A 12,931-nucleotide genomic window follows, 5' to 3' on the forward strand; every position below is an offset into this window, starting at 1 on the left:
GGTGTAATCTCAATGGAGGACACAATATAATCGTTAGTTTATTTGTATAAATGTTGTATGTTCAATGGCTATCCTTTTTGAGGATGAATAACTATTGGGAATAACGATGTAAAGCTTTGCTAATGACTAAAAGGCCGATAATAAGGGAAAGTATTCTCATTATAAATTCGGCAACTAATAAATTGCCCATAGCTGTCGATCCATCATACATTAATCCTATGATGATAATAGGTGCGATCATAATGATAATTCCAATTCCTATTTGAAGAAGTAAATTCACGTTTTTACTCAAGATAATCACCTCCAAAAAATATTACAAAACAAGAACATGGAAATTTCTGTATTATATATTTATTATACTGTATCGAATTAAGGTTATGGTAATGTTTCTAAAATAAAAAGGAGATGTCACATAGTCAAAAAATGACTCTTGGGACATCTCCTTTAAAGTAGTTGAAATTAAAGATACTTCAATGACAGTTCGATTTTCAGCGTCTGTTATCCAATGTTTGTTACTCCTACATTTCCTCTGTAACATCATACCGAAGCAACTCTCCTTGATCATAAAACCTCTCAAAAATAATCCCCATTACATAGAAGAATACTAGCCCGAAACAAATATGAATGAGTGTAAAAGTAGCTCCAAATGAAGAGAATTCATACACGAGAATTGGCAATTTTGCAGTTGTCCAAACGCCTAAGAAAAATACGATGTACCGAATACTTGCGCCTTTTTGTAAGAGTAGTGCTGCAATTGGAAAGGCAACGTAGAGAGGACCAGCTGCAATGCCGCCTAATAATAGAGAGAATAAGATTCCGTATATACCGAATTTTTCGCCCATATATTTCATGAGCGTTTCTTTCTTCACCCATTGATCAAGTAATCCTACAAATATTAGGACAGGGGGGAGTAGAAACAACATATCTAAAATGCTATTTCCTGTTAATTGTAATGCGCTCCATCCTAAAGATTGATTTATAAAAGTTAATACAATCAGTCCCAGTAATAAAATGAAAAAGAAGCGATATCTTTTTAATTCCTTCATACCATCACCACCCAAATGATATAGGAGAATAGCAGAGACATGAGTAATGCAGATGCATTACGCGCGTAAGCAAAGCTTCGTCCGAATATCTTTTGTTCCATCGGTAAGGTTGTAAGTCCTACTGACATGAGTGTAGACATAAGTGCCGCAACTTGAGGAAGGCCTGCGCCGTGTTGGATTAACGTATTACCAAGTGGGAATACGACGAAGCTTGGAATAAGTGCAACGGAGCCGAGTATTGCTGAATAAACAATGCCGATAAACCCTGATTGCTCCCCAATAATAGAAGAGATGAAAGACGGCGTTAATATAGAAAGCGATAAGCCAACGAAAAGCATGATGGAGAGCATCGCAGGTAGAAGATTGCGAAACATTTTCCACGACTTCATTAAAGCTTTTTTCGTCTTCGTGCGGTCCTTCATAAAAGAAATCCACGTAAGAATAATGGCTAAAGTGTAAAGAATCACGCCGTTAATCATGGTCGGAATCCTTTAAGTCCTTATATTTGTCTATGAAAAAGGATAAGTTCTTCATTTTTTCTTCAATGTCCATTTGAAAGTCTGCCAATTGTTCCTTTCCAGCAGGCGTAATTTTGTACATCTTTCTCGGTTTGTCTTGATGATCTGTACTTACGTAAGATTCGATTGCACCTTCGTTTTCTAACTTTTTTAGCGTGCGATATAAAATGGCGCTATCGATTGGATTGACGGGAAGTTCTTCTTCGCACTTTTGTAGTAATTGCCCGCCATAGTTATCTCCTTCAGCTAGAAATAACAAAAGAAATGCACCTGTATGTCTTCCTGTATGTTTCATGGATATACCTCCTAGAATGAATTAGGATTTATACTGTTAATGACAGTATACTGTTGTTAACAGTATACGGTGCATGAAGTACTATGTCAATTTTAAAATGTGCGAATGCGAAGGGGCTGTACATCTAAAAACATAAAAAAAAGACACTCTCAAGAGTGCCTTCCTTTAGCAGCCGAATCCGCCGCCCCAACAGCTAGCTCCAACGATGATTAATAAAATAAAGAGTACAACTAGTAAAGCGAAACCGCCGCCGAAACCGCAGCCTCCACCACAACTACCTCCATAGCCCATATTAACTCCTCCTTCCATAAAGACCATTAATTAATGGATTTAATTTACTTTATGTTTTTACGGATAAACTTGAGCAGGTCCTTTTGAAAAATAAAAAGAGCTTAGATTTTAAAAGAGTTGACGACCTTATTTTTGTCACGGGTATTATGCTGATGACATATTCTATTTTATTCTGTGTATTGGGGGAAGGAGGATCTTTATGGCCAATTCTGAAATGATTTTACGATTACTTACGGATTTAAAGATTGAACAGCAAGCTTTAAAAGAGCAGTTGGAAAAAATACAAACAGCTGTGACTACTCTTGAAGAAAAATCAGCGATTGTGGAAGAGAAACCAACGACTATTGAAGAAAAACCAGCTGTTGCTGCTGCAAAGCAAAGAGCTCATTCTGGACACCCAACATCTTTTCGTGCTTGGAGAGCAGCTGCTCAAAGGAATTCATAAAAATATAAGAAAAGAAGACATCAATTAAGATGTCTTCTTTTGCTTGTACAATCCAAATGCGATAAGAAGGTATATATCCATATTGCTTTAAAACTAAGAAGAAAATAACGATTGTCGACTCCTTTTTTAGTATAGCATGTAATAGTAAATATTTTTATGTAATGTTGCATATATATGAATTATATGATGTTGTGTTGTATATATTTTAGGTGTCTGGTGCGGAAACAGAACTTACCGCTTCACCGGCTTTATTATTGGCTGAAATGGAAGAGCAAAATACAAATAAGTGTGTAGCTTCAGCATTACTTGACGTTTACTTAAATAGTAGGTAACAAAGTTAGCTTAGGGAAAAAAGATTAATATATGTACAGGAATAATATTTCTAATTATAATTTTAAGATGGAAGTATTCGTAGTATATGGGGGAATAACAACCAGTGAATAAAAAGGCAACAATTAAAATAGGGGCATTGTTTACAATTTTATTAATGGTATTTGTTTTTTATGGGTATAAGAGTTTAAATAGTTTTTTAGTCTGGAATGAACTCGGTGATGTACAGATGATTTCAAGCGATAAAGAGGTTAAAAACGGTATATACTTTGTAAGGGGAGAGATATATTCTGAACATGTAACAGGGGATGAAACGCTACTTGCTGATGGGTATGCGGTAGTGAATCGAATTCAAAAGAAAAAAACGACATATTATACACAGACTTCTGCACCCAATCGTTCGTTATGGAGTAACGGCCAAGTAACAGCTTTTTATAATGAACCAATACATATTGGAAATAAAGAATTGAAATTAATAAATAAAGAAAATATGTCTCTTGAAACTCCATTTATGGAATTAAATAGTCAGAATGTCATTTCAACAAGAATAAATGATATTCAGGCGAATACTACAAAGTTAGCAGATGGAAAAAAACGCTTTTATTCATTTAGAGCAGTAGAAAATAAAGAAAATGTAGTTGTACTTGGATTAGTAGAGGGAAAGGTAATAAAAGAATTACCTAGTAGATATGGAAAATTTGTTTATATGGGAAATACTAAGGAGCAAATTATAGATAGCTTAAAGAATAGTAATAACAAAAATTGGATATATTTCGTAGTGCTTCTTATACTAACTAGTATTAGTGGACTTGTATTTTATATGTATGGGAAAGGAAAATGGACAAAAGATGTTTTTGTTTTTACATTTTTCGGACGGAAGATAAATTAAAGAGGATGCATCTTTGCATCCTCTTTAAAAATTCATATGAGTTCTTTTCGTAAGGAAAGTTCTTCTTCATTCTCATATCCAGTAAATAAAATTTCTTCAATTTGTATATAATCAAAAAAAACATTATAATCTTTTGAAAGGTTACCATAAGGGTAAAGGCAACCAACATAATCCCAAATTTTTTTTCGTTAGATTGTTGTTGTTTTCTTCCATAAATCATAACCTTTTGTTCTAGTCCATAAATTGTAATAACAGTTCCAATTGGAAGGAATTCTTTTGTATTCTCCATTACAAATGATAATTTAGTATAGACGATGAACTGGTAGCATCTGTTTTTGAGACAAGACCAATTTGAGTAGCACAACACTATTTTTAAAGAATTCAATATACATTTCTCATTCTTTATTTAATAGGTATCTATTCATAAAAAAATTTACATGTAAAAAGTTGCTTGAAAATGCAATTCATTCTACTCAACAATCGGGCCATATCCTTGAAGAATGGGTTAAACTAGCAGTTGACCTCGTAGTTTATGGTCTGTTATATTTATACAAACACTAAAAGGATAGGTGAAGAAGTTCGGCATAGCAGAAGTTTGATTTTCGTGAACTTTGTTATGACTGGAAAAGAGTAAATAAATCAATTTGAAGCAAACTGAAATACGCATTTTTATGTGTTTATTCGGTATGCCCATTTGATTTTTTTACTCTACGGACTTGTTCTCTTTTTTAACCGCAGAGTAAAGCTCTGCGGTTTTTTTGTGTTTAAAAATTTTTAGGAGGAAGTTTTTATGAATAATTTATTAAATCAATTGCAGGTACCTTCACGATTTGAACAAACTGATAATGTTTTTTGGCAAGATCCTTATATTGCTAAAAAATTATTAGAGGTTCATTTAAGCTCTGATACTGAAGGAGCTAGTAGGAGTTTTCAGTTTATTGATAAATCTATTGAATTTATCCAACAAATAGCTCCCAAAAAATATTGTCAAAAAGTACTAGACTTAGGTTGTGGCCCAGGTCTGTATAGTGAGCGATTAGCTAGAAAAGGTTATACAGTAACAGGGATAGACTTCTCTGAAAACTCAATTCGTTATGCTAAAGAACAAGCAAAAAAGTTAGATTATGATATTGAATATCGTTATGAAAATTATTTGGAATTAAATGATTCAAATATCTATGACTTGGCCCTATTGATATATTGTGATTATGGTGCTCTTGCGCCTGGAAATCGTAGTAAATTACTTTTCAACATTTGGAACAGTCTGAAGGATGGTGGAAAGTTGTTATTGGATGTTTTCTCTCAAAATAAATTTGATCAGTTCAAGGAAGAACAATATTGGAGTATGAATGAAAATGGTGGTTTCTGGTCAAAGGATTGCTATTTAGCTATCGGTAGAAATCTCAAATATCCTGATAGAGTAACATTAGAACAAACAACAGTGGTAACCGATGATAAAATAGAAACTTACAACATTTGGTATCAATTCTTCACAAAAGAATTATTCATCAAAGAGGTAACTGCTGTAGGGTTTACTGTAAAAGAAATTTACGATGATGTTTCTGGTGAAACTGGCAACGGAGGAAGTCAAACTATAGCCTTATTGTTAGAAAAATAAGGTTAAATCGAACAAAGAGAAAGAAATATATGTTATAAATTTTTTCAAAAAGCAATATTTTTTCTTTTCAACAAACGGCAGCTATTGTTGGATAAAACTTAGATTTTTAAATGGCTTTATTATTATATTTTTTAGTGTAGTAAATATTTTACTTTAAAAATTAAACAAGCATAACCTCGTCCTAAATTTAGAACGGGGTTATGCTTGTTTGAGCCTTTAAAATTTAATAACTTTATTATCATTTTACAACATGTAGTATGTAAGGAGATTATTTCAAGGGCTATTCACAAATTGTAGGTGGGGATAGAGTTGTTTTAAACCGTTCCCCATAAATGATAAACCATACCGAAAACAAAAAAAGCTAGTCCTACAAACAAAACGATTAAAGCAAGCATTCCGTTTTTATTATGTTCCATACAGTCAGCTCCTTTTTAAGTTATATACAAAAAGCCTTTAGTCATAATTATGGCTAAAGGCTTTGGTCTTCATACTTTGTAGTTTATAAAAAAGTTGCACTTCTGTATTAATTTGGAATATGATTGTTTAAAGAGTAGGTGATGAGTACATGCAGGAAAGAAAACAATTCCCGCTTATATCTGGAAATCTCTCATTAGATTTAGTGAATACAGAGTTAGTTAGGCGTGGACAACGTTATGATTTATTAATAACAGATGAAGATGTATTAGAATGGCTACATGTAATAAAGGTTAATCTTCCTTTTTCGGACGAAAAACCACTTATAGGAATTCAAGAGCGAATGAATCAAGTTACATCTAGCATACTAGAGCTAAGAGAATTACTGAGAAAACAGTTTGAGGCAATTGCCGATCAGCACGAAATTTCTGATGATTTTATTACGTATTTAGAAAAACAAATTGAGAAGGCACCATTTACATATAAAGTTATTGAACAGAGTTTAGTACCTATTCCAGTTGGAAAAATTGAGGATGTACTTGTATCGTTAATTGCATTTGATGCTTTAACGTTAATAGCATCAAATGAGCTTATTTCTCTTAAAAGGTGTTCAAACCCTGACTGTGTTTTATTATTTATAGATAAAAGTGGAAAGCGAAAATGGTGTTCTATGAAAATATGTGGGAACCGAAAAAAGGTAGCAAAATTTCAGGTTCGAAAGTCTGAAGAAGTTTAGGGAATCAACTTATAACAGTTGATTCTTTTTTTCTGCATCTTTAAACTAACCTCTAAAATTAATATTGACTGGTTAGTTAATCCGGAATATAATTATTGGTAAATAAAGGAGGAGAATGATGAGTAATATAACAGCAGCTAAGCAGAAAGAGGATCAACCAATAAGTGTACGATATTTTGCAAAAATGAAAGGGAAAGGAAGAAGTCCATTACAAGTAAATATAAAGGACTCTTTAACGGGATTATTGGGGGGATTTTTAACGATTCTCACCTTAACATATTTAACGAGTATAACTTCTACAGAATTACTAATGGCTCCATTTGGAGCGAGTTGTGTATTAGCTTTTGGAGTTTGGAATGCACCGCTATCTCAGCCGCGTAATATTATTGGAGGACATTTGATTTCAACTTTCATTGGTCTATCAATATATCATTTGTTTGGGAATGAATATTGGACAATTGCTTTAGCAGTTGGTATGTCGATTGCTATTATGATGTTAACAAGAACAACGCATCCTCCGGCAGGGGCTGATCCCATTGTCGTTATTTTAGGAGCATACAGTTGGAGTTATTTAGTAACACCGGTTTTAGTTGGTTCCCTTGTTATTGTAGTTATTGCTTTATTTATTAATAATATGAGTAGTAAAAAGAGCTATCCAACTTTCTGGATATAGTTTATAAGGTGAAAAACAATTTGAGTAAGTATCCCATTTTTACTATGTTTTCATTTCACATACATTTTAGTTTACAAAGAAAAGACACCCATATAAGAGTGTCTTTTCCGATAGTTTGTTTAGCAGAAGCAAGAAGCTCCAACAATGATCAATAAAATAAACAATACAACTAATAAAGCAAATCCTCCAGAAAAACCGCAGCTTCCGCCGCAACTACCACCAAATCCCATAATAGTTCCTCCTTTAATAAGAGGGGAAAACAAAGGGTCACTCGTGTTTTTTAACGGATTCTATTTACTTTATGTTTTGACGCATAAACGTGAGCAGGTCCTTTTGAAAATAAAAAAAGACACCTTAAGATGCCTTTATGTAATTAATATTCGTTAGCATAAAACTCTTTTATTAGTTTTATTTCATTTGTATCTGGGTTAAATTTAAATATTTTAATTTGATTAGATTCGTCTTTATAGGCAAATGTATTATCGCCAACTGGGGTCATATTGCTGGTGTTTACGATAGGATCGCTACCGTGGTCAGTGATTACCACAGTTTTCTCACGATCCCAAAACGCAATGACAATGATCAAGATGATAAGGCATATACGTATGTTACGTAGTTCTCTCGATACAGTATTCTCCATTCGATATTCTCCTTTGTTGTTGAGTAGATTTTGTTTATAAAAGAGATAATTCTTATGAAAAAAAATAAAAAAGACACTGTAAAGTGTCTTTTTTATTTGAGTTATGCGCATTGCTTAATAAGACGCTAGTTCCTCAGTTTGAATATGAGTAACTATGTAGGGTAGTTTCATTATAACATTTTAACCATTAATGGGTCTATATGGAATTTTATTAAAAATTGTGCTTGATTATTCAAAATTGTACATGTAGTGGAAGGTATGTGTTATCTACGGTAATTGTAAAATATAATGATGTATATAACTAGTCTTGTAATGAATGTAAGCAACAGCTGATCGATTGTTAGTATTTTTCTTTGTAAAAAAATATTCAATAATTTATCATTGCAACCGCTTACTCTTTGTGTATAATAAAGGTAAGTTAATAAGTAAAAGGATTGTTACTGTTCGGCAGGCAAAACCTAAATTGATCTAGAGGCTACGGGTGTAGTGTGGCTTTTGGAATCAGTTTAGGTTTTTTTATTACCTTTTGTGACTTAAAGAAGAAGAAGGCGGAACAATATGAGAATCCATAAAATCTTAAATAACAATGTTGTTTGTACGATGAAGGATACTGAGACAGAAGTTGTACTGATGGGCAGAGGTTTGGGATTTCAGAAAAAAATAGGCGATACGATTGATGAATCTAAGATAGAAAAGACCTTTGTGCTAGAAACAAAAGAATTATCAGAGAAACTTGCTAGGTTGCTAACTGAAATTCCTGTAGAAAATTTAGAGATTAGCGAGAGAATTATTCAGTTTGCTAAGACAGTTTTGCCGGGGACTTTAAGTGATTATATTTATCTTACATTAACGGATCACTTAAGTTTCGCCTTAACTCGGCATAAAGAAGGAATGGATCTTAAAAATACTTTGCTTTGGGAGATTAAGAGGTTCTATCAGAAAGAGTTTGAAATTGGTCTACAAGCTTTGAACATAATTGAAGAAGAGACTGGGTTTACACTCTCTGAAGATGAAGCAGGGTCAATTGCACTACATTTCGTTAATGCGCAGCAAGGAGAGCCGGCGATGCAACAAACGGTAGCGATGACGAAAATCGTCCAAGATATTTTAAATGTTGTAAAGTACCACTATAAGATGAACTTAGATGAAAGTTCATTTAATTATAGTCGGTTTGTAACGCATTTACGGTATTTTGCGCAGCGTTTAATGCAGAAGGAATTGAACTCGGCCGATGATGATTTTTTATACGAGCAAGTGAAAAGTAAGTATGAAGAGGCATATTGTTGTACAGAAAAAATTGAAGCATACTTACGAAAAGCACATAATAGTCATCTTTCAAAAGATGAAAAAGTGTATGTAACGTTGCACATTCATCGTGTAACGAAACGTAATGAATTATGTAATTGAATAAACGGGATTGTTACTGTATGGCAGGCAAAACCTAAATTGACTTGTAATGGAGTGATTCGTATGTATCACGCCGTTACGGTTAGTTTAGGTTTTTTCTTTTATAAAAAATGGGATGATTGTAGGGAGGGAAAGTTACTATGAAGTATGAAAAATTAGCAAAAGACATACTGAAACATGTTGGCGGGAGAGAAAATATACATAGCGTTGTACATTGTATCACTCGTTTACGATTTCAGTTAAAGGATGAGGGGAAAGCAAATACAGAAGTACTGAAAAGTATGGAAGATGTTGTGACTGTTATGAAAAGCGGCGGGCAATATCAAGTTGTAATTGGTAACCATGTATCTGACGTATACAAAGCGGTTATTGCTGCTGGAGGGTTTCAAGAAAATGAGGAAGAAAATGCGAGTGATAAGAAAAAGAGTAGTCTTATAGATATTCTTTCTAGCATTTTTACTCCTATTTTAGGGGTGTTAGCTGCAACTGGGATGATTAAAGGATTTAATGCATTATTTGTAGCGTTAGGCTGGTTAAGTACACAGTCAGGAACGTATCAAATATTAAATGCAGTTGGCGATTCGTTATTTTATTTCTTCCCGATCTTCTTAGGATATACAGCAAGTAAGAAATTCGGGGGATCACCATTCATCGGTATGGCAATTGGGGGAGCGTTAGTCTATCCGGCTTTATCCGGTTTAAAAGCAAGTGAGCCATTATATACGCTATTTGCAGGAACGATGTTTGAATCACCAATTCATATTACGTTTTTAGGAATACCAGTTATTTTAATGAACTATGCATCATCTGTTATTCCAATTATTCTCGCTGCTTATTTTGGAGCGAAAGTAGAACATTCTTTAAAAAAAGTTATTCCAGATGTTGTGAAAACATTTTTATTACCATTCTTCACATTATTAATCGTTGTACCAGTTACATTTCTCGTTATTGGCCCAATTGCGACGTGGGCAGGGCAGTTTTTAGGACAGGCGACGCTTTGGGTTTATCATGCAAGCCCATTAGTAGCGGGTGTTTTACTCGGTGCTTTCTGGCAAGTACTTGTCATATTTGGCCTTCATTGGGGCGTCGTTCCGATTGGCTATAACAATTTAGCAGTAAACGGTGTTGATCCGATATTAGCACTTATATTTGCTGCCTCATTTGCTCAAATTGGTGCTGTGCTTGGTGTTTGGATGAAAACGAAAGACAAGAAATTAAAAACACTTAGCATTCCAGCTTTTATTTCAGGTATTTTCGGCGTTACAGAACCAGCGATTTATGGTATTACACTTCCTCTTAAAAAGCCGTTTATTATGAGCTGTATTGCTGGAGGAATTGGCGGCGCAATACTTGGCGTATTTGGTACACAAGCTTATATGACAGGTGGACTTGGTATATTTACGCTTCCAACATTCATTAGTCCGAAAGATGGGATTACAGCAGGATTTTGGGGAGCAATTGTTTCAATGGTTGTTTCTTTAGTAGTAGGTTTTATTCTGACTTACTTATTTGGTTTTACGAAAAAGCAAACATCTACAGAAACAGCTGAAACAATTGATAAAATTGCTGCATCAAACGATGATGAAGTAATCTTTAGTCCTTTCCATGGTGCAGTTATGCCGCTTCAAAACATTGACGATGCTGCATTTGCATCAGGTGCGCTAGGTGAAGGAGTTGCGATTGAGCCTTCAGAAGGAAAGTTGTTTTCACCAGTTTCAGGTACGATTGCTGCGCTTTTCCCGACGAATCATGCGGTAGGAATTACGGCGGATTCAGGTGCTGAAATTTTAATCCATATTGGAATGGATACTGTGAAATTAAACGGCGAATTTTTCTCTTCTCATATTGAACAAGGAGCGAGAGTAGAAAAAGGGCAATTACTTATTGAGTTTAATATAGCTAAAATTCAAAAGGCGGGTTATATTGTGACAACACCAGTTGTTGTTACAAATTATGATAAATATAGCATCAAAAAAACGGAAATAGAAAAGATTCAAGCAGGAGATTCTTTACTAAAGTTAGGAGTTAAATAGTAGTTACATTTCATACAGGTTCAAACGAAGAAAGGTATTCTTTAAAACTTACAATAGCTTTCCTCGTTCATTCTTATATAAAGGAGTTTTTCTATATGTCTAAAGTTAATTTTCCAAAAGGGTTTTTATGGGGTGGAGCAACTGCAGCCAATCAAGTTGAAGGCGCATATGTAGAAGACGGAAAAGGATTAACGACGGTTGATCTATTACCAACTGGTGAAAAACGTTGGGATATTATGAAAGGAAATATTCATTCCTTTACGCCGGCAGAAGGAGAGTTTTACCCGTCACACGAAGCGATTGATTTTTATCATCGTTATAAAGAAGATATCGCTCTTTTTGCAGAAATGGGATTTAAAGCGTTACGTGTATCGATTGCGTGGACGCGTATTTTCCCAAGTGGTGAAGATGAAAAGCCAAATGAAGCAGGATTACAGTTTTATGATAATTTGTTTGATGAACTGTTAAAGCACGGTATTGAACCAGTCGTTACGATGGCTCACTTCGATGTGCCTGTTCATTTAGTAGAAAAGTATGGAAGCTGGAGAAGTAGAAAGCTTGTAAACTTCTTCGAGACGTACGCAAAAACGATCTTTAATAGATATAAAGATAAAGTGAAATATTGGATGACGTTTAATGAAATTAATATGCTTTTACATTTACCTTTCATGGGAGCAGGTCTAGCGTTTAAAGAAGGGGATAATAAAAAACAAATTCAGTATCAAGCAGCGCATCACCAACTTGTTGCAAGTGCGTTAGCTGTAAAAGCGTGTCATGAAATCATTTCAGATGCAAAAATTGGTTGTATGCTTGCTGCGGGTGCAACGTATCCGTACACATGTAATCCAGACGACGTTCTTCGTGCGATGGAACAAGATCGTGAATCATTCTTCTTCATTGATGTACAAGCAAGAGGAGCATATCCGGGATACGCAAAACGCTTCTTTAAAGATAACAATGTAACAATTGAAATGGAAAAAGAAGACGAGGAAATTTTAAAAGAGCATACAGTTGATTATATTGGCTTTAGCTACTATGCAAGCCGAGCAACAAGTACAGATCCAGAAGTGTTAAAAAGCATAACGAGCGGAAATGTATTCGGTTCTGTTGAAAATCCATACCTTGAAAAATCAGAGTGGGGATGGACGATTGATCCGAAAGGCTTCCGTATTACAGCGAACCAACTGTACGATCGTTACCAAAAACCGTTATTTGTCGTTGAAAACGGTCTCGGTGCAATCGATCAATTAAATGGTGAAGACGAAGTGAATGATGAGTACCGTATTGATTACTTGCAAAAACATATGATTGAAATGTCCGAAGCGATCCAAGATGGAGTAGATATTATCGGATATACAAGCTGGGGCCCAATTGACCTTGTAAGTGCTTCTACTGGAGAAATGAAAAAACGTTACGGATATATATACGTTGATAAAGATAACGAAGGAAAAGGTTCATTAAAAAGATCGAAGAAGAAAAGCTTCGATTGGTATAAGGAAGTAATTAAGACGAATGGTAAGAGTTTGGAATCTTAAGTATGAAAGGGAGACATCTTAATTGATGTCTTCTTTTTTTCATTGTGAATGATGGAGCTAT

General features: G+C 34.4%; 15 protein-coding genes and 1 pseudogene. 8 read left to right on the top strand and 8 right to left on the bottom strand.

Annotated features, from left to right (window positions below):
* Positions 1-91 precede the first annotated feature (91 nt).
* From ACU8YW_RS04870 to ACU8YW_RS04890, 5 genes are all read right to left on the bottom strand, one after another.
* On the bottom strand, positions 92-292 hold the full coding sequence (locus tag ACU8YW_RS04870) for a hypothetical protein (protein ID WP_060489065.1): 201 nt from the start codon (positions 290-292) through the stop codon (positions 92-94).
* 226 nt (positions 293-518) lie between these two features.
* Positions 519-1,046, bottom strand: coding sequence for a permease (locus ACU8YW_RS04875; protein WP_426933952.1), 528 nt, complete (start codon positions 1,044-1,046; stop codon positions 519-521).
* Entirely contained in the window at positions 1,043-1,525 is a 483-nt protein-coding gene (locus tag ACU8YW_RS04880) for a hypothetical protein (protein WP_087985706.1), read from the bottom strand. The genes ACU8YW_RS04875 and ACU8YW_RS04880 overlap by 4 nt, the downstream gene beginning before the upstream one ends.
* A complete protein-coding gene (locus tag ACU8YW_RS04885; protein ID WP_000683186.1) occupies positions 1,518-1,859 on the bottom strand; it encodes a PadR family transcriptional regulator in 342 nt (113 codons plus the stop codon). The genes ACU8YW_RS04880 and ACU8YW_RS04885 overlap by 8 nt, the downstream gene beginning before the upstream one ends.
* A 165-nt stretch (positions 1,860-2,024) precedes the next feature.
* Positions 2,025-2,150, bottom strand: a complete 126-nt coding sequence (locus tag ACU8YW_RS04890) for a YjcZ family sporulation protein (RefSeq protein WP_000540377.1) — start codon at positions 2,148-2,150, stop codon at positions 2,025-2,027.
* 199 nt (positions 2,151-2,349) lie between these two features.
* Between ACU8YW_RS04890 and ACU8YW_RS04895 the strand changes: the two genes are divergently transcribed.
* Positions 2,350-2,595, top strand: coding sequence for a hypothetical protein (locus ACU8YW_RS04895; protein ID WP_088062215.1), 246 nt, complete (start codon positions 2,350-2,352; stop codon positions 2,593-2,595).
* A 436-nt stretch (positions 2,596-3,031) separates the two neighbouring features.
* Complete coding sequence (locus ACU8YW_RS04900) at positions 3,032-3,814, top strand: hypothetical protein (RefSeq protein ID WP_088062217.1); 783 nt, start codon at positions 3,032-3,034, stop codon at positions 3,812-3,814.
* Positions 3,815-3,846: 32 nt separating this feature from the next.
* On the opposite strand, the pseudogene ACU8YW_RS04905 reads toward ACU8YW_RS04900, so the two are convergent.
* Positions 3,847-4,103, bottom strand: a pseudogene (locus tag ACU8YW_RS04905) (DUF4176 domain-containing protein).
* A gap of 501 nt (positions 4,104-4,604) precedes the next feature.
* On the opposite strand from ACU8YW_RS04905, the gene ACU8YW_RS04910 reads away from it, so the two are divergent.
* From ACU8YW_RS04910 to ACU8YW_RS04920, 3 genes are all read left to right on the top strand, one after another.
* The gene (locus tag ACU8YW_RS04910) at positions 4,605-5,432 is read left to right on the top strand and encodes a class I SAM-dependent methyltransferase (RefSeq protein WP_088062219.1); all 828 of its coding nucleotides are present in this window, start codon (positions 4,605-4,607) and stop codon (positions 5,430-5,432) included.
* A gap of 565 nt (positions 5,433-5,997) precedes the next feature.
* Positions 5,998-6,582 carry a CGNR zinc finger domain-containing protein gene (locus ACU8YW_RS04915; protein ID WP_087985704.1) on the top strand — a complete coding sequence of 195 codons (585 nt, stop codon included), beginning with the start codon at positions 5,998-6,000 and terminating at the stop codon, positions 6,580-6,582.
* 118 nt (positions 6,583-6,700) lie between these two features.
* Entirely contained in the window at positions 6,701-7,255 is a 555-nt protein-coding gene (locus tag ACU8YW_RS04920; RefSeq protein WP_106383118.1) for an HPP family protein, read from the top strand.
* A 119-nt stretch (positions 7,256-7,374) separates the two neighbouring features.
* On the opposite strand, the gene ACU8YW_RS04925 is transcribed toward ACU8YW_RS04920, so the two are convergent.
* Complete coding sequence (locus ACU8YW_RS04925; protein ID WP_000505686.1) at positions 7,375-7,485, bottom strand: YjcZ family sporulation protein; 111 nt, start codon at positions 7,483-7,485, stop codon at positions 7,375-7,377.
* Between the two features lie 143 nt (positions 7,486-7,628).
* Complete coding sequence (locus tag ACU8YW_RS04930) at positions 7,629-7,895, bottom strand: YmzC family protein (RefSeq protein WP_106383119.1); 267 nt, start codon at positions 7,893-7,895, stop codon at positions 7,629-7,631.
* 558 nt (positions 7,896-8,453) lie between these two features.
* Here ACU8YW_RS04930 and licT point away from each other — a divergent pair.
* The 3 genes from licT to ACU8YW_RS04945 all read left to right on the top strand — a co-directional run bounded on the left by licT (position 8,454) and on the right by ACU8YW_RS04945 (position 12,870).
* Entirely contained in the window at positions 8,454-9,302 is an 849-nt protein-coding gene (gene licT / locus ACU8YW_RS04935; RefSeq protein ID WP_106383120.1) for a BglG family transcription antiterminator LicT, read from the top strand.
* Between the two features lie 140 nt (positions 9,303-9,442).
* Entirely contained in the window at positions 9,443-11,335 is a 1,893-nt protein-coding gene (locus ACU8YW_RS04940) for a beta-glucoside-specific PTS transporter subunit IIABC (protein ID WP_426933951.1), read from the top strand.
* A 95-nt stretch (positions 11,336-11,430) separates the two neighbouring features.
* The gene (locus ACU8YW_RS04945; protein ID WP_426933950.1) at positions 11,431-12,870 is read left to right on the top strand and encodes a 6-phospho-beta-glucosidase; all 1,440 of its coding nucleotides are present in this window, start codon (positions 11,431-11,433) and stop codon (positions 12,868-12,870) included.
* Positions 12,871-12,931 lie beyond the last annotated feature (61 nt).

This window comes from Bacillus pretiosus (genome assembly GCF_052947655.1).